Annotated in this window: 24 protein-coding genes and 5 pseudogenes; 18 read left to right on the top strand and 11 right to left on the bottom strand. The window is 40.9% G+C overall.

The window, feature by feature from the left end; genetic code table 11:
* Positions 1–30 precede the first annotated feature (30 nt).
* The 5 genes from VL20_RS00235 (at position 31) to arsS (ending at position 3,764) form a co-directional block, all read left to right on the top strand.
* Entirely contained in the window at positions 31–600 is a 570-nt protein-coding gene (locus VL20_RS00235) for a Uma2 family endonuclease (protein WP_052275244.1), read from the top strand.
* 32 nt (positions 601–632) lie between these two features.
* Entirely contained in the window at positions 633–839 is a 207-nt protein-coding gene (locus VL20_RS00240; protein WP_081417909.1) for a hypothetical protein, read from the top strand.
* A 2-nt stretch (positions 840–841) separates the two neighbouring features.
* On the top strand, positions 842–1,072 hold the full coding sequence (locus VL20_RS00245; RefSeq protein ID WP_052275246.1) for a type II toxin-antitoxin system RelE/ParE family toxin: 231 nt from the start codon (positions 842–844) through the stop codon (positions 1,070–1,072).
* Positions 1,073–1,398: 326 nt separating this feature from the next.
* Entirely contained in the window at positions 1,399–2,373 is a 975-nt protein-coding gene (gene arsM / locus VL20_RS00250) for an arsenosugar biosynthesis arsenite methyltransferase ArsM (RefSeq protein WP_170863948.1), read from the top strand.
* Between the two features lie 413 nt (positions 2,374–2,786).
* Entirely contained in the window at positions 2,787–3,764 is a 978-nt protein-coding gene (gene arsS / locus VL20_RS00255; RefSeq protein ID WP_052275247.1) for an arsenosugar biosynthesis radical SAM (seleno)protein ArsS, read from the top strand.
* A gap of 38 nt (positions 3,765–3,802) precedes the next feature.
* On the opposite strand, the gene VL20_RS00260 is transcribed toward arsS, so the two are convergent.
* Together VL20_RS00260 and VL20_RS00265 are read right to left on the bottom strand one after the other, a co-directional pair.
* Positions 3,803–4,075: a DUF3143 domain-containing protein gene (locus VL20_RS00260; RefSeq protein ID WP_052275248.1), complete on the bottom strand. Its 273-nt coding sequence runs from the start codon at positions 4,073–4,075 to the stop codon at positions 3,803–3,805.
* 5 nt (positions 4,076–4,080) lie between these two features.
* A complete protein-coding gene (locus VL20_RS00265; protein ID WP_052275249.1) occupies positions 4,081–4,575 on the bottom strand; it encodes a J domain-containing protein in 495 nt (164 codons plus the stop codon).
* Between the two features lie 445 nt (positions 4,576–5,020).
* On the opposite strand from VL20_RS00265, the gene VL20_RS00270 reads away from it, so the two are divergent.
* Positions 5,021–5,584, top strand: a complete 564-nt coding sequence (locus VL20_RS00270; RefSeq protein WP_052278334.1) for a thylakoid membrane photosystem I accumulation factor — start codon at positions 5,021–5,023, stop codon at positions 5,582–5,584.
* 170 nt (positions 5,585–5,754) lie between these two features.
* Positions 5,755–6,294: pseudogene (locus VL20_RS00275) on the top strand (transposase family protein); the annotation flags it as partial.
* Between the two features lie 15 nt (positions 6,295–6,309).
* Here VL20_RS00275 and VL20_RS00280 read toward each other — a convergent pair.
* Positions 6,310–7,524 (bottom strand): annotated as a pseudogene (locus VL20_RS00280) (ISL3 family transposase).
* 131 nt (positions 7,525–7,655) lie between these two features.
* Here VL20_RS00280 and VL20_RS00285 point away from each other — a divergent pair.
* The 6 genes and pseudogenes from VL20_RS00285 (at position 7,656) to VL20_RS26695 (ending at position 12,129) form a co-directional block, all read left to right on the top strand.
* The gene (locus VL20_RS00285) at positions 7,656–8,339 is read left to right on the top strand and encodes an ISL3 family transposase (RefSeq protein ID WP_369800487.1); all 684 of its coding nucleotides are present in this window, start codon (positions 7,656–7,658) and stop codon (positions 8,337–8,339) included.
* Between the two features lie 353 nt (positions 8,340–8,692).
* On the top strand, positions 8,693–10,255 hold the full coding sequence (locus VL20_RS00290; RefSeq protein WP_002763778.1) for an iron uptake porin: 1,563 nt from the start codon (positions 8,693–8,695) through the stop codon (positions 10,253–10,255).
* A 298-nt stretch (positions 10,256–10,553) separates the two neighbouring features.
* A complete protein-coding gene (locus tag VL20_RS00295; protein WP_052275251.1) occupies positions 10,554–10,742 on the top strand; it encodes a hypothetical protein in 189 nt (62 codons plus the stop codon).
* 48 nt (positions 10,743–10,790) lie between these two features.
* Positions 10,791–11,009, top strand: a pseudogene (locus VL20_RS00300) (transposase family protein); the annotation flags it as partial.
* Between the two features lie 99 nt (positions 11,010–11,108).
* Positions 11,109–11,942, top strand: a complete 834-nt coding sequence (locus tag VL20_RS32040) for a transposase (protein ID WP_284525807.1) — start codon at positions 11,109–11,111, stop codon at positions 11,940–11,942.
* The gene (locus VL20_RS26695) at positions 11,917–12,129 is read left to right on the top strand and encodes a hypothetical protein (RefSeq protein ID WP_052275239.1); all 213 of its coding nucleotides are present in this window, start codon (positions 11,917–11,919) and stop codon (positions 12,127–12,129) included. The genes VL20_RS32040 and VL20_RS26695 overlap by 26 nt, the downstream gene beginning before the upstream one ends.
* A gap of 223 nt (positions 12,130–12,352) precedes the next feature.
* Here VL20_RS26695 and VL20_RS00310 read toward each other — a convergent pair whose 3' ends face one another.
* Complete coding sequence (locus tag VL20_RS00310) at positions 12,353–13,039, bottom strand: ISAs1 family transposase (RefSeq protein WP_052275253.1); 687 nt, start codon at positions 13,037–13,039, stop codon at positions 12,353–12,355.
* A 153-nt stretch (positions 13,040–13,192) separates the two neighbouring features.
* On the opposite strand from VL20_RS00310, the gene VL20_RS00315 reads away from it, so the two are divergent.
* Complete coding sequence (locus tag VL20_RS00315; protein WP_052275254.1) at positions 13,193–14,236, top strand: IS630 family transposase; 1,044 nt, start codon at positions 13,193–13,195, stop codon at positions 14,234–14,236.
* Here VL20_RS00315 and VL20_RS00320 read toward each other — a convergent pair.
* The 7 genes from VL20_RS00320 to VL20_RS26705 all read right to left on the bottom strand — a co-directional run bounded on the left by VL20_RS00320 (position 14,223) and on the right by VL20_RS26705 (position 19,046).
* On the bottom strand, positions 14,223–14,480 hold the full coding sequence (locus VL20_RS00320; RefSeq protein ID WP_052275255.1) for an ISAs1 family transposase: 258 nt from the start codon (positions 14,478–14,480) through the stop codon (positions 14,223–14,225). The two genes, VL20_RS00315 and VL20_RS00320, sit on opposite strands and share 14 nt — an antisense overlap.
* Positions 14,481–14,485: 5 nt before the next feature.
* Positions 14,486–14,902 (bottom strand): hypothetical protein, encoded by a 417-nt coding sequence (locus tag VL20_RS00325; RefSeq protein WP_284525946.1) that lies wholly within the window; start codon positions 14,900–14,902, stop codon positions 14,486–14,488.
* 139 nt (positions 14,903–15,041) lie between these two features.
* Positions 15,042–15,341, bottom strand: a complete 300-nt coding sequence (locus VL20_RS00330; RefSeq protein WP_369800424.1) for a hypothetical protein — start codon at positions 15,339–15,341, stop codon at positions 15,042–15,044.
* 94 nt (positions 15,342–15,435) lie between these two features.
* Entirely contained in the window at positions 15,436–16,650 is a 1,215-nt protein-coding gene (locus VL20_RS00335) for an ISL3 family transposase (protein WP_052275257.1), read from the bottom strand.
* Positions 16,651–16,789: 139 nt separating this feature from the next.
* Positions 16,790–17,047, bottom strand: coding sequence for a hypothetical protein (locus VL20_RS32045; protein ID WP_284525948.1), 258 nt, complete (start codon positions 17,045–17,047; stop codon positions 16,790–16,792).
* A 385-nt stretch (positions 17,048–17,432) separates the two neighbouring features.
* Complete coding sequence (locus tag VL20_RS00345; protein ID WP_052275259.1) at positions 17,433–17,672, bottom strand: transposase family protein; 240 nt, start codon at positions 17,670–17,672, stop codon at positions 17,433–17,435.
* Positions 17,673–17,891: 219 nt separating this feature from the next.
* A complete protein-coding gene (locus tag VL20_RS26705) occupies positions 17,892–19,046 on the bottom strand; it encodes an ISL3 family transposase (RefSeq protein ID WP_128575107.1) in 1,155 nt (384 codons plus the stop codon).
* Positions 19,047–19,536: 490 nt separating this feature from the next.
* Here VL20_RS26705 and VL20_RS00360 point away from each other — a divergent pair.
* The 4 genes and pseudogenes from VL20_RS00360 to VL20_RS00380 all read left to right on the top strand — a co-directional run bounded on the left by VL20_RS00360 (position 19,537) and on the right by VL20_RS00380 (position 23,174).
* Positions 19,537–20,974 (top strand): annotated as a pseudogene (locus VL20_RS00360) (folate/biopterin family MFS transporter).
* 473 nt (positions 20,975–21,447) lie between these two features.
* Positions 21,448–22,116: pseudogene (locus VL20_RS26710) on the top strand (IS1 family transposase); the annotation flags it as partial.
* Positions 22,117–22,555: 439 nt separating this feature from the next.
* Positions 22,556–22,777: a hypothetical protein gene (locus tag VL20_RS00375; RefSeq protein ID WP_052275261.1), complete on the top strand. Its 222-nt coding sequence runs from the start codon at positions 22,556–22,558 to the stop codon at positions 22,775–22,777.
* Positions 22,767–23,174, top strand: a complete 408-nt coding sequence (locus VL20_RS00380) for a PIN domain-containing protein (RefSeq protein WP_052275262.1) — start codon at positions 22,767–22,769, stop codon at positions 23,172–23,174. Before VL20_RS00375 ends, VL20_RS00380 begins: the two co-directional genes overlap by 11 nt.
* Positions 23,175–23,204 lie beyond the last annotated feature (30 nt).

Here is a 23,204-nt window from a genome sequence, read left to right on the forward strand (position 1 = left end):
CAAAATGCTTATTCTCAAACAATCATCATTATGACCGCTCTCACTGGAAAATATACTCTTAGTCAATATTTTGAGCAGGAAATACAATCCCAAACTCGTCATGAATATCTGGATGGAAAAATTATTGCTATGACAGGAGGAACACCGACTCATAATCGCATTATTAGTAATTTATTAGTGGCTTTATATACTGGACTAAAGAATCAACCCTATGCCGTTTTTGTCACCGATCAGCGTTTATGGATACCTGAGCGTCAAATAGCTACCTATCCTGATATTATGGTGATGCCTGAACCTCTCACTTATCAAGAAGGACGCAAAGATACTTTAATTAATCCTGTTTTGATTACTGAGGTTTTGTCTGCTGCAACGGCAAGTTACGACAGAGAAGAAAAGTTGGCCGCTTATCGAACCATTGCAACTTTTCATGAATATTTATTGATTTCTCAGGAAAAATGTTATATTGAACATTTTCAAAAGGAAGGCGATTGCTGGGTGTTTACAGCTTATGAATATGATACGATAATTCATTTAAATTCTTTGGAAATTCAGATAGTAATCGCAGATGTTTACCATAAAATTATCTTTGAAAATAATTAAAATATAAGGAAAATAGTTTAAGAGGTAAAATGATGACTTTGCAAGAAATGATCAAATCTTTTGAGAATTTATCAGAGGATGAACAAGAGTCATTGTTAGAGATTTTGTCTCAATATAGAGCTAAAGGAAGAGAAAGAGAAATTTTAGCTAATTTTAAGGAATTGAAACAGGCGATCGCTACTGGAACAGCCAGAAGGGGAACCGCAGAAGATTTGATTGCTGATTTGAATGAGGATTAACAATGGCTCTAATATGGAGTGATGGGTTTAAGCGTTCGTTTAAGAAGCTAATCAAGAAAAATCCCCAGTTAAAACCTAAAATTTTCGATGTACTTAGAAAGCTGGCAGAAGACCCATTTACACTGTCTTTAAAAACCCATAGGTTAAGTGGTAATTTAGAAGGGTTATGGTCTTGTACTGTGGCTTACGATTGTCGAATTATTTTTAGTTTTTCGGAAGATGGAGAATATTGAGAAGTTATCATCTTGTTAATTGATATTGGTAGTCACGATCAGGTGTATAGAAAATAGGCTAGACTAGAAAGCGATCCCGCAGGTTTCGGCGTTGCGGTAAGTAGTCATGCAAAATTAATTACCTGCCCGATCGAGCTAAAACCCTTACGGGGCAATGATCGTCATGTGTAAATAATTTTGCCTAGGTACTTATTTCGAGATCCCGGAGCATCAAGATAAGCTAAGACGAATTTTAACCGCTTATAGGTCAGTAGGAATGCTACGATAGCGTTGGGCGAGGATGTGAAGTCGGTCCTTGAATTGATCAGAGAAAAGGAGTTTAAAGGATGAAAATGACTTATCTGGAAGCTACTGCCAAATTTTACAGCGAAGTGGCCCAAACTCCCGAAGTGGGGCTATGTTGTGTTCAAAGCAGTCCTTTGCAACTACCGGGGTTAAAAATCCCTGCCATTATGCAGGAGATGAACTATGGTTGTGGCACGACGGTGCAGGCCAATGAATTAGGCAATTCTCCTAGGGTTTTGTATGTGGGTGTGGGTGGTGGTTTAGAAGCACTGCAATTCGCCTATTTTTCCCGTCGTCCGGGGGGAGTGATTGCGGTAGATCCAGTGCCAGAAATGCGTTGGGCAGCCCAAAGAAATCTCAGCGAAGCGCTGCTGGAAAATCCCTGGTTTAGTCTCGATTTTGTGGAAATTAGAGATGGTTCTGCCTTTGAATTGCCGGTGGAGGATGCCTCCGTCGATGTAGTGGCGCAGAATTGTCTTTTTAATATCTTTAAACCAGCCGATTTACAGTTAGCTTTACGGGAAGCTTTTCGCGTCTTAAAACCGGGAGGACGTTTACTGATGAGTGATCCGATCGCCCCTCGTCCAATTCCCGAACATTTGCAAGAAGATCAGCGTTTACGCGCTATGTGTCTATCGGGGGCCTTGACCTACGATGATTATATTCAACAGTTGATCGCTGCTGGTTTTGGTCAGGTAGAAATTCGGGCCCGTCGTCCCTATCGTTTACTGGACTGTCAGAGTTATAATTTAGCCGAGCCGCTCCTCTTAGAAAGTTTAGATTCCGTGGCTTTTAAAGTAGCTATTCCCGAAGATGGGGCCTGTATTTTTACCGGCAAAACTGCTATTTATACTGGTACGGAGGCAATTTTTGATGATGGTGCTGGACATATTTTAGCCAAAGGATTGCCAGTGGCCGTCTGTGATAAAACTGCGAGCAACTTGGCTCGTTTCTCTCCCCAAGATATCCTCATCACCGAGTCCACTTGGCACTATAATGGGGGCGGTTGCTGTTAAAAAAGTACGGTCGAGACAAGTTCGATCCCTCAGTTATCAGTTATCAGGAATTAAATATAAGATGAACGTAGGTTGGGTTGAAGCATGAAACCCAACGCCCGCATAGTTTACGCTACCGCTAACCCATCCTATAAATAATTGTGCCTCCCTACTTATCAGGCTCTTCTGGTTTCTGTGTGGAAACGAGGTCTATACTGATAGAATATCCGCAAAATAGCCCTAAAAGTCTTGCCCGATAAGCATTTCACGACTCCATAAGCAAAAATTATCACACAAAGTCGAGAAGAGCCCTTATCAGTTATCATTGATTAGTTATTGGTCACTGATTACTGTTCACTGATTACTGATTACTGATTACTGATTACTGATTACTGATTACTGATTACTGATTACTGTTCACTGATTACTCTCCCATGACTCCTTTTTTCGAGAAACTAAAAACTCCTTTAACTAAGCAAAAAATCTCGGTTATGCAAATTAATTTGGGAAAAAAATGTAACCTTGCTTGTAGCCATTGTCATGTGGAAGCTAGTCCAGTTCGCTCCGAAGAAATGACTCCAGAAGTGTGCGAACAAATTATCGAACTGATCGCAAGATTTCCCCAAATTAAAACCGTCGATCTGACTGGCGGCGCTCCCGAAATGCTCTACGGTTTTAAACCAATTGTGGAAACCTCTAGAAAAGCGGGAAAAGAGGTAATTGTGCGCTCGAATTTAACTATTTATTTCGAGAAAGGATTTACTGATATTCCTGAATATTGCGCTGGACATCAGCTGCGGGTGGTGGCTTCTTTACCCTGTTATCTTGCCGATAATGTGGATAAAATGCGCGGTCTGGGAGTCTATGATCGATCGATTGCTGCTTTACAATGGTTAAACCGTCTTGGCTACGCTCAAGAGCCGAATTTGATTGTGGATTTAGTCTATAATCCCCAGATTCCTAAGTCAGAGAATTTTTCTCTCACACCAGATCAGGTATCCCTAACACAGGATTACAAAAAGTTCTTGCAAGAACATTTTAATATTTCTTTTAACAATCTGTTTACTATCACTAACCTACCCGTCGGCAGGACGCGCTTCCATCTGGAACACCAGCAACTCTATCAACCCTATCTTCAATTCCTCGAAGACCATTTTAATGGCGATACTGTCGAATATTTGATGTGTCGTAATCAGCTTTCGATCGATTATTTGGGTAATATCTATGACTGCGATTTTAATCAGATGGAGGGTCTGGCCGCTTGCACCAGTCAAGGCCAAAAATTAACCCTGCCGGATTTATTACAAGCGGGTACTTTAGAGCTAATTACAGAGGTACAAACCGCTTCCTATTGCTACGGTTGCACTGCCGGCAGCGGTTCCAGTTGTGGGGGAGCTTTGATTTCAGTCTGAACAAGTGTACTGGAAATAGTCAAAAGTTTGGCCGATGATTAGGGACCAGAAAAAACCGCCGATTCGATATCTTGGCGACTCAGGGAGTATTTAAAAGCGCGATTGATGTCACTGCCGTCATTGGCTGCCCGAAGGTAACGAACGGTGATTTCTTCGATATCGAGGCAGATTTCCGCTTTCCATGTCGGTTTTTCCACAGTCCAACAGTGGACATTCTCGGTATTTTTCCGACAACCTAATTTAACTAGCCATGCTTCGATCGCCGGTAAGGGATGATTATAGAGGGGAGTATCAGCAGTGGGAATCTTCATCGCATCTAAATCAAAAATAATTGGGCTACAGTGACAGCATTCTCTCCTCGAAGCATAGCAATAATCACCGCCAGTAACAAGCAGCCGAGCAGGGTGAGTGCCAAGATAAACAAAGCAAAAATCTCTCCCGAAGATAGGGGCCGATCAGTCGGATCGAGATAGGCGCTACGATTAGCTATGGGTTGATCGCTATCGGGGATGGTTTGGATGACATTCCAGCGCGAGTAACCTATCTGTAAATCATACAGGGAACGGCGATCGGGATTACTCAGGGTGGCATAAGCTTCGTTAAGACGCTGGAATTTAACCTTTGCCACTTCGGGGCTGAGTTCGGTAGTATCGGGGTGGTATCGTTTGCTTAGTTCCCGATAGGCGCGTCGCACTTCGATCACTGAGGCGCTCGGATGTAGTCCTAGAATGGCATAATAGGTATCGGCAAAGTGCGAGTTAGCGGCAATGACTCGCGGGGTAGTTTGGGAATTATCGCGCTCGAAGGTCACAAGATTTTTTACACTAAAAATTGGGTTTAAAGCCTCGCCCTTTTAGGGCGACTTTATGTGATGTATGATATTAAGAATAGCGGGCCGGGTAAGCAACCGCTTAAAAAACCCAGTCATCGCAGGATGAACGCACCTTGAAAACTAGAGTTATGGGGTTCTATAGGGGAATGCTCCTATAGGTAAAAGCTCTAAGCGTCAAGTACCAGAGAAACCAATTATTTTAGAGGTTTTGAACTGTATCGTAGGGCATACGAAAACAGGCTTCTGTAAGGGAGCGAAAGTCTGAGGAGAGAACCACCTCTGGGTGGGATTTCGCCAGGAATCTAATTCAAGTGGACTCGTTGAGCCAGAAATTCTCAGCAGTGATGCTAGAAGAATCCACGTCCGTTTACGGCGTGGGGTATGTCAAACTAAAAATTGTCTTAATATTCTAACCCTGTTGATCATGAAATCTCGTTATCGGCTGCGTCTTCGGATCTGTCTTGTCTTTCTCATTGTTGCTCTGACGAGTTTCTCTCCTTGGCTAACCCCTAGCGCCTATGCGGGAATCGATGACGATCGCCTTGATGGTAATATTTTTGTGGTCTATGCGGGTAATGGTTCCCTCGTACCACCGCGTTTAAATTTAGCGGAAACTTTTCAACGGAAAATTCCGGCTATTATTGTCTATTATCTGGATGATAGTAGCGATTGTAAGCGATTTGCGGCAATTGTCTCCCGTTTTCAAGAGTTTTATGGTCGCGCCGCCAGTATTATCCCCGTAAGTGTCGATTCTATCCCCTTAAAGTCTTCCTATCGTGCCGATGAACCGGGTTACTATTATCGCGGCGGGGTTCCCCAAACAGTGGTTTTAGACCAACAGGGTAAAGTGGTTTATGATGGTTTGGGCAATGTTAAATACGAAGATGTGGATGATGTCTTAAGAAAGGTTTTTGATCTTCTGCCTCGATCAGAATCGGTAGAGTTAAAAAGACGCTCTTTTAACGAGTTTAACGCCGAATTGCGCTAGTTACCTCTTTTTTATCCTCAATTGAACCAAAAATAATCATTTAGAGATGCTGTCAGCAGCGTCTCTATCTTGTTTTTAGGAAAAATAAAATTATTTACCTATTGTTTTTATGGCTCTTCTAGGTTCTGTGTGAGCATGGTATAATAGTAACACAGAACAGGAGGTGGGTTATGTGGATAAATTTTGATCAACTCCTCGATTTACCAAATGCAACAGTGGTCAATTATCAAAAAATTGCTCAGACAATTTTCCTAAAGCTTGCTCTTTTAAATGAAACAATTGAATGTCCGAATTGCCATCAAACCTTAGACAGAATCAATCAGACAGAGTATAATCTAGTCAGAGACTTGTCAATATTAGGTAATCCAGTATATTTAGAAGTACCACGCCGTCAGTTTCATTGTCAAAAGTGCCAAAAGTATATCAGCGAAAGACTGAGTTTTATGAGATTAAGACAGCATCATACAATTCGCTATGAATCGATGATTTATGAGAGAGTAAAAAATTGTAGCATCGAAGAAATAAGTCGAGAAGAAGGGTTAGGATGGTCAGAAGTTGAGTTAATATTTAATCACTGTGCTAAAGAACTAGAAAAGGAAGAGTGGGAAGCACCAGAACGAATAAGCTTAGATGAATTTAGTAACTTAAAAGGACATAAAGATTTCATCACAACGGTCGTAGATATGGACAAGAAAATTTGGCTCTTCGTTACTATTTATGCTAAATCAACAGACAAGATGCCAAGATAACATACTTCTAACCCAAAAATTACGAAAGTTTCTCAAGCCATAGGCTCTCCGTTTTATTAGTTTCAGTTTATTGTTGATTCCCTCGACCACCCCATTCGTTGTCCTTCGCTCGAAATAACTAATGATTTCTCCAAACCAGTTTCGGATTGTTTGACAACTCTTGGTAAAAACACTGGAGGATTTTGCCAACCATTCCGAGATGGATAGCAGTCCTTCTGTCGGATTCTCTGAGGTTTCATAAATCTTTCTAAATTCTTCCTTTAACTCGTGCATCTTTTTCAAATTTGGTCAATTTTCTTTGATAGCTTCTAGTTTGATTTTTTGAGTTTCCGTTAAATCTTTTTCATTTTTTAACAAGCTATATTTACTTCGCTTTAAAACTTCTAGCTTCGCTTCTTTTTTCGCTTTCTGTTTTTTATTTTTCTGCGCTTCTACGGCTCTTTTTTCTGCTTTTCTTTGTTCGTCTAACTCTTGATTAATTTGTTTCATTACATGGAATCTATCGGCGACTACCTCGGCCGATGGCATCAATTCTTTCACCAAATTTTTATAGGGCAACCAAAGGTCTATGCTGACTTCTTCAATTTGCTCTAACACCTCTTTTCCCCACCCTGTAAGCGTTTCCCTCAATTCTTCTTGTGTTCGCTTCTCTAGAATAGCTATTAGTTTTCCCGTATCTAAATTTACTAAAACCGCACAGTAATTTTTTTGTCCTTTGACTAGAGCGATTTCGTCAATTCCTAGTCTTTTTAATTTCGATAGGTCTGTCTCTGTAATTTCTTCAGCTATGTCCTCTATCATTCTTTGAATCTCTTCTTCCGTTACGTCATTTCTTCGACTAACATTTAAAATATCTCCTTCTTTTAATTGTTCGAGTATATTCTCGGCTAGTCTTTTCGTATAGGTTCGTTTCTTGGCGACAAAATCTAACTCTTCGCTAAAGGGTTTCTGACAATTATCGCACTTAAATTGACGACGATTAACCTGTAGGTACACTGGTTGTCCTGAGATTGGTAAATCTTTGACTAAATGTCGATGATTTTGGTGGAGTTTATCGCTCTCTAACCCACAACGAGGACAGGTTGCTTTTTGATTTTTCGATTCGATTCGGCAAACTATACCGATATTTTCTAGGTGTAGATAGCCTTGAATACAGGTTCCTTTTAGGTTCAAAAATTTGTCAAGTATCATAAGTAAAATAATCTCGTTTTTGGCTATTATATCAAATCTTAACTCAATTGTCTATCTTTTGGTATTAACCTGTTTGTGCCTTAAGTCCTTTCCTGTATGAATTTCAGCTACTTTTGAGCGTAGTTGCTCTCATCGAATTTTATTTGAAGTTAATTATTTGCATAACAATTCCCGAAGAGCCGAAAATTTTACTAGATGTGATTAAAGGACATAAGCAAGAAGAATTAATGGAAGCCTTAAAAGCACAGCCAGACGCAGTTCGGGAGAAAGTGAAAGAAGTGAGCGTCGATATGTGGTCAGGATTTACAGCAGTGATCAAGGAATTATTTCCCAATGCTAAAATCATCTATGACCGTTTTCATGTAATGGCTATCATCAATGACGAGCTTAATAAATTGAGAAAGTTAATGGGGGTGCATGAAAAAGGATTACCTCATTTATTATGGAAGAATAAAGAGGACTTAAAGGACGAGCAAAAACAACAACTAGAAGTTATTCTGAAAGAACATCCATGCTTAGGAATAGCCGGGGAAATGAAAGAAGAAATTAGACAAATTTATCAAAGTAGTAGAACGTTCAGAGGTGCTGAGAGAAAATTGGAAAAATGGATAAGAATAGGCGGGATATTATATGAAAGTAGTGCCAGGATGATCCAGAAGCATTTGCCAGGTATTTGTAATTACTTTGAAAATCAGACAACCAACGGATTAATTGAGGGAATGAATACCAAAATAAAGCTTATTAAAAGAATGAGTTATGGATTTACCAATTTTGAACATCTTCGACTTAAGCTGTTTGCTTGCTTTAATTCATAACAAAAATTAACACACGAAAACCAGAAGAGCCTTTTTTTTATTATCATTTAAGATTTATTTGAACCAATAAATGCTAGGCAATTCAGATTTTGGCTCTCTTATTCTTTGTGTGATCAGTTTAACTTACTATAGAAGCGATCAATCTTTGTGTCCTCTGTGTCTCTGTGGTTCCTTCCGCTCGCTCGCCCGCAGGACTGTATCTTAGAATACATTTTACCCACCAAACCTAAGAGAGCCAGATTTTATCTTAAATAACACTTAAAAAATATTGGCAACAGTGCCAAACTGGAAAAAGTTTGCTAACCTGATTACATTGATAATAAGAATCATTCTTGTAGGTGTGAGAGACAGCAATGAAAATCAAGCAAAATTTCCTAACAGCAGCGATATTACTGGGTTTTTCTGGTCCGGTACTGGCTAATAGTCTCGAAAACCTCTCTAGTAACCCCATGGCACAGGTAACAAGTGTCAATCAATTGCGGGATGTTTCTCCCACCGCCTGGGCGTTTGAGGCCTTAAGAAGTCTCGTGGAGAGGTATGGTTGTATAGTAGGTTATCCTGACCGTACTTTTCGCGGTGAACGCGCTTTAACTCGTTGGGAATTTGCCGCCGGGTTGAATGCTTGCTTAAATACCCTAGAAAGATTGATTCAAGAAGGAGTAGCGGTATTAAAAGAAGATCTAGACAAAATCAAGCGATTAGTTAGCGAATTCGAGACCGAATTAGCGGCATTGGGTGCTAGGGTTGATAACTTGGAAAATCGAGTCGCTTTTCTGGAAAATAATCAATTTTCCACCACCACTAAATTAACCGGGGAAGTGGTGATGGCATTATATGGGGTAGCCACAGGAGAAAAAAACGGTGGTGAAGGGATTCCCCAAGTGCCAGCTTTTGGTTATCGGGCCCGTTTAGAATTAAATACTAGCTTCACAGGCAAAGATTTACTCTATACCCGTCTAGCAACGGGAAATATTGCCGATTTAGCCGATACTACGGGAACTTTTGAAAGTACCTTAGCCTTTACCCAACCGGACGGCAACGATTTATTGCTAGAAGTTTTAAACTACAGTTTCCCCCTAACGGAAAATATCCAACTCTGGTTAGAAGCGACGGGAGGTGCTAAAGATGACTTTACCAATACCCTCAACTTTTTGGATGGAGATGGTGCTAGTGGGGCGCTTTCCGCTTTTGGTACTCGCAATCCCCTTTATTTTGCCCCCGGACAAACTGGACTCGGTTTACAGGGTAATTATGGGGCTTTGCAATTCAGCGCCGGTTATCTTGCCGGGGATGCTAACGATCCTAACCCGGGTGCGGGTTTATTTAACGGTTCCTATACTGCCCTAGGGCAGCTGGGTTATGTTCCTAACGAGAATTTTGGCATTGCTTTATCCTACCTTCATGGTTATAACCAATTAGATACGGGAACGGGAAGCCAGCGCTCGAATTTCCGATTTTTCACCGAAGAACTATTCGGGGAGGCCGTGCCGACAATTAATAATAGTTTGGGTTTACAATTTACTTGGCGAATTGTCGATGGTTTTGTCCTCGGTGGTTGGGGTGGCTATACAAAAGCTATCACTCTTAGCACCTTAGATGGACAACTAGAACGCGGGGATTTAGATATCTGGAATTGGGCGGTAACTTTGGCTTTTCCTGATTTATTTAAGGAAGGAAATACGGCGGGTATTATTGTTGGTATGCAGCCCTGGGTATCTAGTTCTAGTATTAGATTAAATGATGGCAGTGCTACTAATGATCCCGATACTTCCTTTCATATTGAAGGATTTTATGAGTGGAAACTCACTGATAATATTGCCCTTACTCCGGGGGTAATCGTGATTACTTCTCCTAACTCTAATAACAACAATTCCACCTTAGTTATCGGTACTATCCGCACGACTTTTACTTTCTGATTTGTCTAGGCAGCCAGTCAGAGATAAAGATAAAATATGACAGGACTTGAAATCATCTCTCCACTGGCTGCCATTTCGCACTCTAAACTAACTGAGTGAAGGGGGCATTTATGGTATTTTTAGAAGCAATTTAGCCTACTTTTGTGGTTTCTTTTTTGATGGATTTAGAGGGTTTTAGTTTATGCTTGAGGGTTGAAGTTGTGGCGAAGAGGTCAAGGACGATTTGAGGAACACTGTTAAATGTGATTAAATAGAGTACAATGAAAGTTGAAGATACACCTAGTTACCTAGTTAAGCCATGAAACAAGTTATCAAAAATATTAAGGTATCGGAGATTCCTACACTAATCGCTCAGTTAGGTCTTTCTCCTGAACAAGAAGTTAATCTGACAATTGAGGAAAATTCAGAAAGTCTTATCTCAATTATGGATAAAGTCGGCAAAAAGGCTCAAGCTAAAGGTTTGACAGAAGATAAACGGCTCTTCTAGGTTCTGTGTGAGCATGGTATAATAGTAACACAGAACAGGAGGTGGGTTATGTGGATAAATTTTGATCAACTCCTCGATTTACCAAATGTAACAGTGGTCAATTATCAAAAAATTGCTCAGACAATTTTCCTAAAGCTTGCTCTTTTAAATGAAACAATTGAATGTCCGAATTGCCATCAAACCTTAGACAGAATCAATCAGACAGAGTATAATCTAGTCAGAGACTTGTCAATATTAGGTAATCCAGTATATTTAGAAGTACCACGCCTGACTGACGGACACAAGTGGGTCAAAACCTGACAAGACAAGGGTTGCCAAAAAGAAAAATATCTGGGTAGATAGGGAAAAAGCAAGAATCCCTACAAGATGAAAACCGAGAACAGAATCTTCTCCCAAGTTTATTCCTATCTAGAACAAGGAAGCCGATTTGTGGATAAAAGACATTTAACCGTCCTCAGTTGGATGGTGACAGCCCTACTCAGTAGTCAAAGTCTCAATCAAGCCAGATGGGAACCCTTTGTACAAAGCAGAGCCGAACAAGCCAATAGTTATCAGAGACGGTGGAATCGCTTTTGCCAGAATGGAAGAGTAGCGGTGGAAAAGATATACATCCCCTTAATATTGAAAGCCATCGAGACTTGGAAGGAGAAGGGGGAAAGACTGTATCTAGCAATAGATACCACTCTGTTGTGGAATCAATACTGCTTTGTCTATCTAGCGGTGGTCTGCGGGGGGAGAGCCGTCCCCTTGATGTGGATGGGATTAGAACATGGTAGTGCCAGCCTAGCTTTTGAGAAATACGAACCCTTGTTGGACAGAGCCAAAGGCTATCTTCAGGGCTTTGAGAATGTCATGCTGTTAGCCGACCGAGGCTTTGCCAATCAGCAATTAATTCAATGGCTCAGGAAAAATACTTGGCATTGGTGTCTTCGCTTACCTTGCGATACCCTCATTTACGGTGTTCGCCGTCGGGGTTTTGGCTATGAGGTCAGAGAACTCTATCCTCCCAAACGGCAAGCCTGCTTTGATCGCAACGTTCAAGTCTGGCAGGAGGCTAGAATCACTGCTCATCTTGCTTTAGCCTCTGTTCCAGGGGTTAAGGATAATTGGGCAATTCTGAGCGATGAACCTCCTACCCTTGACACCTTCTGGCAGTATGGTCTTCGTTTTCCCATTGAACATCTCTTTCAAGGGCAGTAAATCGGGCGTTTTTGACTGGGAACATTCTCGTGTTCGCTCTGCTGCTTGTTTAGAACGTCTCTATCTCATTGTTGCCATTTCTATTCTCTTTGCTACTTTAACTGGCATGGCGGTTCAACAATCTGGCTCTCGCCGTCAGGTTGATGCTCATTTTCGGCGTGGTTTGAGTTATTTGAAAATTGGTTGACGTTGGCTGGCGGGAGTTGTTCATAAGGCGCGTCCCTTCTTGCGACTTGACCACTTATTTTCTGTTGACCCTTTTCCCTGTTGGCTCTTCTCGCAAAGCTCGTCAGGATTATTATGGCAAAATTACCTTTTCTTTTATTCAGGAGTTTGAGGCTTTCACATAACAGTACTTGTCTTTGTATTGAAAAATGTGTCCGTCAGTCAGCTAATTGACACCTCCTTTTTCAGTCAACCGCACTGGCCTCCAAGATTTTTACCATGAAATTATCATCCATGCTCGCCCTATAACGTTTCATTTTCAGACTCATTTTCGAGGGCTCCTGCTTCAACAAATTCACACTTAAACGGCGCAACAGACCTAGGTTTTCCGCTCCATGCCCCAGACGAACCCGACTGGCATCTTCATTAAAGGTAACATCGAGTACCCAATGGAGACTATTTTCAATACTCCAATGTCCGCGAATCACCTCGGCGTGTTTTTGGGCATCCGCTGCTAAACTACTGATGAAGAAGCGAATTTCTGTCGTAGTTTTATTCCATAATTGGCGGACACTGCGAACCATGACTACGGTGGTTAGGCCAGGCCACAGACTCTGCCGATGCAGGGGCGGTAATTGGGACACCGGCACCACCCAAATTTGACGGGTTTCGATCCGGTGATGCCCCGACTCCACCTTTTCGTGGTAGCTGTATTCAATCCCTTGCCAATCCCCGGCTATAGCTTGGTCAAACCAGCCTTCTACTTGTTGAAAGAGCTTGCCCTGATTGCCTTTGAGGGCTAAGACGTCATCTCCGCCCCCAGACTTGATTTGTTGGGCAATTTCCGTCTGGGTTCCCATGGCATCCAAAGTGACTATCGCTCCCTTGAGATTGAGCAATTGCACTTCTGAGCGGCACGGCGGTAATTTCATTGGATTTACTGTCCACTTTTTCTTGGGCTAAGACTAACCCATGTTCGCTACTCCAAGCACTTATACTTTGCACGGCTACAACTTGCATTTTTTACTCAAGGACAATAATATAGTTTAAGAGTCATAATTAGAAGCAAAGCACTCATTAAAAACATGATTAACCTAGAATTCACGGAAGAAGAAAAGAACTCACTGTATTATGAAAGATTTCATCATCCCCATCCCCGGGTTCAACTGAAGATGGAAGTTCTCTGGTTAAAAAGCCAAAAGATACCGCACCAAAAAATTTGTCAGTTAGCAGGAATCTCGCCAAATACCTTATTAACCTATCTTCGCAATTATCAAGAAGGCGGAATAGAAAAATTAAAAGAAATCAACTTCTATCGCCCTAAAAGTGAATTAGAGTTTCAAAAAGAAACCCTCAAAAAATACTTCGAGAAAAATCCAGCAGCCACAATAAATGAAGCTGTATATAGGATAGAAGAATTGACGGGAATAAAACGAAGTCCTACCCAAGTGAGAAAATTTTTAAAATCAATGGGAATGAAATGTTTAAAAGTAGGTTCTCTTCCTTCTAAAGCTGACCCAGATGAACAAGAGGACTACAAAGAAAAAAAGCTAGAACCCAGACTAAATGAGGCAAAAGAAGGAAAAAGGGCTGTTTTTTTTGTTGATGCCGCTCACTTCGTCATGGGAGCATTTCTTGGTTTTGTTTGGTGTTTTGAGAGACTTTTTGTTAAGTCACCGAGCGGGCGTAAACGCTTCAATGTTTTAGGAGCATTAAATGCAATAACTCATGAAGTTATTCTGGTAACATATGACACTTATATTACGGCAACTCAAGTCTGTGAACTCCGGTCAAAAATAGCTGCTTTAGGACTAATGATTCCCATCACTCTAGTCTTAGATAATGCCCGCTATCAAAAATGTAAAATTGTTGAAGAATTGGCTCTTTCTTTGTCAATAGAGCTGCTCTATCTGCCGTCTTATTCACCTAATCTAAATTTAATTGAAAGGCTGTGGAAATTGGTCAAAAAGAAATGTTTATATGGTAAATATTATGAGAACTTTTCTGACTTTTCTTCAGCTATTTATGAATGTCTGAATGATGCCCATCTGAAACATAAAAAAGAACTGGATTCCTTGCTGACTCTACGATTTCAGAAGTTTAATAAATCTCAGATTATGAACGTCTAAAGTATACTGTGTGCAAAGCCTTTAGTTTCTTTTCACGGTCATAGGAACCCTTGGCGGTTTTCCCATCTATGTGGATTAGTTCTAGGTTCAATTTTTCGGTGATTTCCCCGATCCACCCTAGGAATCCCGACCTTAATTGCTCGGGTTCTAGCATTCCTAAGACTCGACCCAAGGTGTCGTGGGAAGGTATCCCATTGGGTAATTCCAAAAAGGTTTTCAACCAGGATTGTTCAAGGGGTGACAAGGCGACTAAAAGGCTTGCTGGATAAGGCGCATAGCCGTTAGACCCCTAGAAAAATCGGGGTGTTTTCCTGGCTTGAGGCGGATCAAAGAAAAGGCGAGTTCCGAGTACGCGTCCATCGACTCGATCCAGAAGCTCCCATAAGTACCTATCCAAAAATCGCTATGTCTTTCCGGACCGCGTTTCGCTTCTTTGGAGCGACAAATATAATCGCGAGTTCCCGATTTCTTGAGATTTTGACCACGGGTTGTATTCAAAGAGTAAGCGATAGCGATTAATAAAATTAAGGCGAGAAAGCGAGGCTCGCTCACTTTCGTTTTTTCAAGATTATATCCTCCCGTTTGACAATCTTTGAACATCGCTTCAATCCCGAATCGAGATTTATATAACTTGAGAGTTATCTCTAAAGATTCTAGGTTGGTCAATAAATACCAAGGCTCTTTAGACCCTTTAGTTCGATAACCTCTTTTCCGGCTCTTCTCGACTTTGTGTGATAATTTTTGCTTATGGAATCGTGAAATGTTTACTGGGAAAGACTTTTAGGACTATTTTGCGGATATTCTATCAGTATAGACCTAGTTTCCACACAGAAACCAGAAGAGCCCTTTTCCCATAAGTTGCTAGGTTGAACCCCTCGATCTCATGGCTTTTCGTGTGGGTCACTCCCCGAAAGAAGTTTCGCTCGCCCCGGTTCGGTTCTAACTCGGAAAGGGCTTGATAGTTTTCTCCATCTTTCAATCGCGTGTAGGTACTTTTCTTTTGACGGAAGATAAAAGCTACACCTCTGTCGTCAAGCCACTTCCCTAATTGCGCTGACTGAAATTCACGGTCTCCCATTACGACGAGCGGATAGGGTTTCAACAACCCTAAGACTGGCTTGAGGAATTTTTTCGGTTCCCCGAGAGCGCTACTTCCTTTTTTATTCAGTAACAGGCTCTTCGTTACCCTTTATGCTAAATCAACATACAAGATGCCAAGATAACATACTTCTAACCCAAAAATTCCGAAAGTTTCTAAAGCCATAGCCTCTCCGTTTTATTAGTTTAAGTTTATTGTTGATTCCCTCGACCACCCCATTCGTTGTCCTTCGCTCGAAATAACTAATTATTTCTCCAAACCAGTTTCGGATTGTTTGACAACTCTTGGTAAAAACACTGGAGGATTTTGCCAACCATTCCGAGATGGATAGCAGTCCTTCTGTCGGATTCTCTGAGGTTTCATAAATCTTTCTAAATTCTTCCTTTAACTCGTGCATCTTTTTCAAATTTGGGAAATTTTCTTTGATAGCTTCTAGTTTGATTTTTTGAGTTTCCGTTAAATCTTTTTCATTTTTTAACAAGCTATATTTACTTCGCTTTAAAACTTCTAGCTTCGCTTCTTTTTCCGCTTTCTGTTTTTTATTTTTCTGCGCTTCTACGGCTCTTTTTTCTGCTTTTCTTTGTTCGTCTAACTCTTGATTAATTTGTTTCATTACATGGAATCTATCGGCGACTACCTCGGCCGATGGCATCAATTCTTTCACCAAATTTTTATAGGGCAACCAAAGGTCTATGCTGACTTCTTCAATTTGCTCTAACACCTCTTTTCCCCACCCTGTAAGCGTTTCCCTCAATTCTTCTTGTGTTCGCTTCTCTAGAATAGCTATTAGTTTTCCCGTATCTAAATTTACTAAAACCGCACAGTAATTTTTTTGTCCTTTGACTAGAGCGATTTCGTCAATTCCTAGTCTTTTTAATTTCGATAGGTCTGTCTCTGTAATTTCTTCAGCTATGTCCTCTATCATTCTTTGAATCTCTTCTTCCGTTACGTCATTTCTTCGACTAACATTTAAAATATCTCCTGATTTTAATTGTTCGAGTATATTCTCGGCTAGTCTTTTCGTATAGGTTCGTTTCTTGGCGACAAAATCTAACTCTTCGCTAAAGGGTTTCTGACAATTATCGCACTTAAATTGACGACGATTAACCTGTAGGTACACTGGTTGTCCTGAGATTGGTAAATCTTTGACTAAATGTCGATGATTTTGGTGGAGTTTATCGCTCTCTAACCCACAACGAGGACAGGTTGCTTTTTGATTTTTCGATTCGATTCGGCAAACTATACCGATATTTTCTAGGTGTAGATAGCCTTGAATACAGGTTCCTTTTAGGTTCAAAAATTTGTCAAGTATCATAAGTAAAATAATCTCGTTTTTGGCTATTATATCAAATCTTAACTCAATTGTCTATCTTTTGGTATTAACCTGTTTGTGCCTTAAGTCCTTCCCTGTATGGATTTCAGCTACTTTTGAGCGTAGGCGCTCTCATCGAATTTTATTTTAAGTTAATTATTTGCATAACAATTCCCGAAGAGCCCAGTAACACCCAATATACGGGCAAAGCTCTCCGACCACAAATCACACTGGCGACGAATAAATTTCTACCCTTCCAATCGGTTCTATCTATGACGACTAATAATCTTCCCGCGTGTTTCAGTTTTTTGAGCCTTCTTCTTGGCTCTCGATTTTTATTTTTTCCGCTAAATTCTAGCTTGACGATCTGTTTGATCAAAGGAAACCACAAGAGTTTCACGTTTAGTTGCGGGAGCTTAAGAAATCTCTGCAAATTCCGTCTTCTACTTTCAAAGGTTATCGGTTGCGGGAAAAGAGCGGCCAGTTTCTCTAGTTGGACTATCCGATGACTTTGTAAGAGCAGGATTAGGAGCTGTAAGGTCAAATAGCTCGCCTCGCTAAGGTTCGCCTGTAAACAAGCCTGATAGAATGAAGGTAAGTACCTAGGCAAAATTATTTACACATGACGATCATTGCCCCGTAAGGGTTTTAGCTCGATCGGGCAGGTAATTAATTTTGCATGACTACTTAACATTTTAAAATTTTGAGTGGTTGTCCTAACCACTCTATTTCTTTAGGGGGTCGTTTGGCTAGACCCCCGCTCTATCTAGCTTGTAGCCCCTCTGTCACCCCTTGAACCAGGATTGTTTGGCTTTTCCGTAGGCTTCTATGGCGACAAACCCGTCGGCACCCGCTAAGACCGCCAAAATGGCTAGGGCAATTAGGGATACCAGGCTGTGATTGCGTCCCCTGTCTGCTCTGGGGTCTTCTAGGTGCTGAAAATGTTTCAAGACACTCTTTCTTAAAAGTTTTGCCTCTCGCTCTTGCTTGGGGTTCAAGACTAGGGGACCAAATCCTTCTGCCATACTCAACCACTAAAATACAGGATTTTTCACTTCCTCTCAGATTAACTCAGGCCAGTTCGTCGTCACCAAATTAACAGTTAGGGATTTTTGTCTGTTACCATCTATACAAAACGACGCGCGATTACCCTGGGGTTACTGTCCAGTTGTCTCTATTCTAGCTCGACCAGGAAAATTGTTAAAGAATTACTGGCTCTTCTGGTTTTCGTGTGTTAATTTTTGTTATGAATTAAAGCAAGCAAACAGCTTAAGTCGAAGATGTTCAAAATTGGTAAATCCATAACTCATTCTTTTAATAAGCTTTATTTTGGTATTCATTCCCTCAATTAATCCGTTGGTTGTCTGATTTTCAAAGTAATTACAAATACCTGGCAAATGCTTCTGGATCATCCTGGCACTACTTTCATATAATATCCCGCCTATTCTTATCCATTTTTCCAATTTTCTCTCAGCACCTCTGAACGTTCTACTACTTTGATAAATTTGTCTAATTTCTTCTTTCATTTCCCCGGCTATTCCTAAGCATGGATGTTCTTTCAGAATAACTTCTAGTTGTTGTTTTTGCTCGTCCTTTAAGTCCTCTTTATTCTTCCATAATAAATGAGGTAATCCTTTTTCATGCACCCCCATTAACTTTCTCAATTTATTAAGCTCGTCATTGATGATAGCCATTACATGAAAACGGTCATAGATGATTTTAGCATTGGGAAATAATTCCTTGATCACTGCTGTAAATCCTGACCACATATCGACGCTCACTTCTTTCACTTTCTCCCGAACTGCGTCTGGCTGTGCTTTTAAGGCTTCCATTAATTCTTCTTGCTTATGTCCTTTAATCACATCTAGTAAAATTTTCTTGTCCATATCTACGACCGTTGTGATGAAATCTTTATGTCCTTTTAAGTTACTAAATTCATCTAAGCTTATTCGTTCTGGTGCTTCCCACTCTTCCTTTTCTAGTTCTTTAGCACAGTGATTAAATATTAACTCAACTTCTGACCATCCTAACCCTTCTTCTCGACTTATTTCTTCGATGCTACAATTTTTTACTCTCTCATAAATCATCGATTCATAGCGAATTGTATGATGCTGTCTTAATCTCATAAAACTCAGTCTTTCGCTGATATACTTTTGGCACTTTTGACAATGAAACTGACGGCGTGGTACTTCTAAATATACTGGATTACCTAATATTGACAAGTCTCTGACTAGATTATACTCTGTCTGATTGATTCTGTCTAAGGTTTGATGGCAATTCGGACATTCAATTGTTTCATTTAAAAGAGCAAGCTTTAGGAAAATTGTCTGAGCAATTTTTTGATAATTGACCACTGTTGCATTTGGTAAATCGAGGAGTTGATCAAAATTTATCCACATAACCCACCTCCTGTTCTGTGTTACTATTATACCATGCTCACACAGAACCTAGAAGAGCCAATTACTCTCAGTTACGAGTGCAAGACCTCCACCCAGAGCCAGCTAAATAGACATTATAAATAAACCTCCCCTATATCACACCAAATATACACTTTTTAAAAAATCTTTCTGTATAAGTAGTCATGCAAAATTAATTACCTGCCCGATCGAGCTAAAACCCTTACGGGGCAATGATCGTCATGTGTAAATAATTTTGCCTAGGTACTTATTAACAGAGCGATCGCAAAAAACTTTCTTGATAAAATGACAAGGAGCCTGTTATGCCGATTGGGAATAGGGAAGTGTGGAGCAGGGAAATTCCACTAAAACCCTAAAACCCAATACCCAACCGCCAAAACCTAAAGCTCAACAGTTAAACCCCAACAGCTAACGCACCGATCGAGCGCTCAATCATTATTATAGAGACAGTAACAAATATTTATGAAACTTCATGCTTATTAATCGCCTTGGCATCGATCGCGGGAAAAAATTCCTTAAAGAGAGTATCTTATTCGGAAATGACCCTAATCCCGAATTAATTGGCATTTTAGGGGTTTATTTCGTGCAGGGCATTCTCGGACTCTCCCGATTAGCGGTTAGCTTCTTTTTAAAAGACGATTTGGCCTTGAGTCCCCTCTCAGATGGGGGCATTAATCGGAGTGGCGGCGATTCCTTGGGTGATTAAACCAGCTTTTGGCTTTCTTTCGGATGGTTTGCCTATTTTCGGCTATCGTCGTCGGCCCTACCTAATTTTATCGGGAATTCTCGGGGTTTTAGCTTGGTTGGCCCTAGCAACTGTGGTGGAGAATGCTTGGCAAGCGATGGCCGCGATCCTGCTTGGTTCCCTTTCTGTCACCATTAGTGATGTCATCGTCGATTCTTTGGTAGTAGAAAGAGCGCGCAAAGAGTCCTTCACTCAATCCGGTTCTCTACAGTCCTTAACTTGGGGAATATCGGCGCTAGGCGGCTTAATTACGGCTTATCTGGGTGGTTGGTTACTGGCACACCTCGGCACTCGTCCTGTCTTCGCTCTCACGGCTATTTTTCCCCTGATTGCCTCAGCCATGGCGTTTTTAATTACAGAGGAAAAAGTCAAGAATAACAATGATTCACAATCCACGCCGAAAGTCAAGGAGCAAATCGGGCAACTATGGTCAGCCATTAGACAAAAATCAATTTTATTACCCACTGCCTTTATTTTTCTCTGGCAGGCTACCCCTAGCGCCGATTCTGCCTTTTTTTACTTCACCACCAACGAGTTAGGATTTGAACCGGAATTTTTAGGACGAGTGCGCTTAGTCACCAGTTTAGCCTCGATCCTGGGGATCTGGGTATATCAACGGTTTTTAAAAGCGATTTCCTTTCGTTTAATTTTGGGTTGGAGTACGGTGATTTCTGCGCTTTTAGGGATGACTACCCTACTCTTAGTTACCCATACTAATCGAGCGCTCGGTATTGACGATCATTGGTTTAGTTTGGGGGATAGTCTCATCCTCACCGTCATGGGACAAATTGCCTTTTTACCCGTCTTAATTTTATCAGCGCGTCTTTGTCCCGTGGGCATTGAAGCATCTCTATTCGCTTTATTAATGTCTATCTGGAATATGTCAGGATTAGTTTCCCAAGAAATCGGCGCTTTATTAACCCATTGGTTGGGAGTTACCGAAACTAATTTTGATAACCTTTGGTTATTGGTAGTGATTACTAATCTCTCTACTCTCCTACCTTTACCCCTAATTAAATGGCTACCTTCTACGGATCCCCAATCTCAGGAAGTCAAGAAAACTTTTCCCCCCGCAGAAGTCTTTGAACATCATGTTACTGGTTCTTTAGCTGAACCGGGTTTTATTCCTGAACTTGTCCCCGAATTAATCGAGACAAGAGATTGACACTCCCATTGATTATTCCAGAAAACGGGTTTCTTTGAGAAACCCGTTTTCTATGGCAAATTCTCAATGCCATCTTCATCTTGCTTAATTGAGAACAGTTTTTAACTTTTCCAAGACAGAATTGTTTAACGTAATTTTTCCCATTCTTCTAATATTTGCTGGCTGTAAAATTTTATCCAGCAAGCTTTTGCTGATATCTCCTTAGTGTGGATTAGGAATCCAGATTTTGGTAATGATTCGGTAGTAGTGGCGTAGCCCTCTTGCTTACCTGGTATGAATTGTGTAAAATATTTATTAATAAAAATAATTGGAACCCGCTCAGTCTTTAAACCTCTAGCTTGCTCATGACTTTTCTGATAAATATCTTTTTCTGGCTCCTGTCTGGCTTACTCAAATATCAGTCTAGCACCGAACAAAATACCCCCCCTAGTTCACCTCTATTCCCCTGTCCTAATTGTGGTTCTCACCGTACGATCAAGAATGGTTCTATTCCTAAGGGAAAACCCAAACGTCAAGGTAAAGAATGTGGTCAACCGTTTGTGATCAATCCCACTAATAAAACCTTCTCTGACGAAACCAAACAATTAATTGATAAACTCCTGCTCGAACGAATTTCCTGACGAGGAATTGCTAGAGTAACAGGAGTAAGTTGGTCATGGTAACAAAACTATGTTAATAATAAATTTAGCCAAGTTCCCCGCCAAGTCAAGATAACAGACAAACCTAAAGGCAAATTAATCATAGAAATTTCTGTGATGAGTTATGGTCATTCGTATTTTGTAAGAAAATCAAGGTATATATTTGGTTAGCTATCGATAGAACTACCCGAGAAATTATTGGTTGCTATGCGCGGAGATAGAAGTCGTCAATCAGCCAAAAAACTTTGGGGCCAGTTTACCCGGTGTTTACCGACAATGCGCGGTTGCTTACACAGACTTTTGGGAGTCCTATAAGACAGTAATTCCTAGTAAACGCCATCGACTGGTCGGGAAAGAAACTGGTCAAACTAATCCTATTGAAAGATTAAATAATACCTTTCGACAAAGGATTTCTCGGCTGGTGAGAGAGAGTCTATCTTTCTCTAAAAAAATGGAGAATCACGTTGGGGAACCCTTTGGTATTTTATCCATGACTACAATGCACAGCAAAGCAAAGGATTAAGCCGCCATCACTACTACCGAATCACCACCGCAAAAGGAACTTTTGAGTGGCATAGAACACATTGTTTAGCTAAATTCCCCCCTACTCTACCCTCGCCCGCCCATTTTGTCAAGATTTTTATCATTTATATTTCTTATACTTCATTTACCTATTGATTACTCGATTAGGGATTGAGGGCGATCTCCCAGAGATGCGCGAAGGGGTGCGCTTTTCTGGGGTGCGGGGGGTTATAGTATCATCAAAGAAATACTCTAGCCGCCGATCGCTCTTTTCATTGGCCAAAGACAAACAAAATAACTAGCATTAAAATAGTTATAGTCTCCGTTTCGGTGTTCCCGTTGTCCCAGTTCCCCTGATAGGATTTAATCGATCGCTTAACTCTAGAGCTAAAGTAGAGATAGGGTTTAATTGGAGCTATGTATGGAAGCGATCGAATTTAGGACGGTTATTTATGACGGTCAGGTGAGCGTTCCCCCCCGATATTCTTCTCGATGGGAAGGTAAGATGATGCGGGTGATTGTTTTGGATGACTCGGAAATCGTCCCCGATCCGAGCCAGAAAACTGAAAAAACGATGTTCGAGGCGATTTCTTTAAATACACGGGGATTTACATTCGATCGGGACGAGGCTAATGCCCGATAAAGTTTTTATCGATACTAATGTCTTAATTTGCGGGTATTCTGAGGATGAGCCGGATAAACGACAGCGAGCGATTGATTGTGTTCGATCAGGTGAGGCTTGGATTAGTACACAAGTTTTAAATGAAACGATAAATGTATTAAAACGGAAATTTTCCCTAAGCTATTCGCAAATTCGAGACGCTGTACAAGAGCTTTCCGAGGGATTCCCAATCGTCCTCGTTTCTGTTAATACGATAGAGATGGCATTGAATCTAGCGGAACGTTATCAATATAGTTACTTTGATAGTTTAATACTGGCCAGCGCTCTGGAAGCGGGCTGTCAAATTCTCTACAGTGAAGATTTACAAGATGGTCAGCGAATCGAGAATCAATTGATGATCGTTAATCCCTTTAGTTAAGTAGGTAGGCGTTAAAAGTTGTCAGACACC

This window comes from Microcystis panniformis FACHB-1757 (genome assembly GCF_001264245.1).
Lineage (GTDB): Bacteria > Cyanobacteriota > Cyanobacteriia > Cyanobacteriales > Microcystaceae > Microcystis > Microcystis panniformis.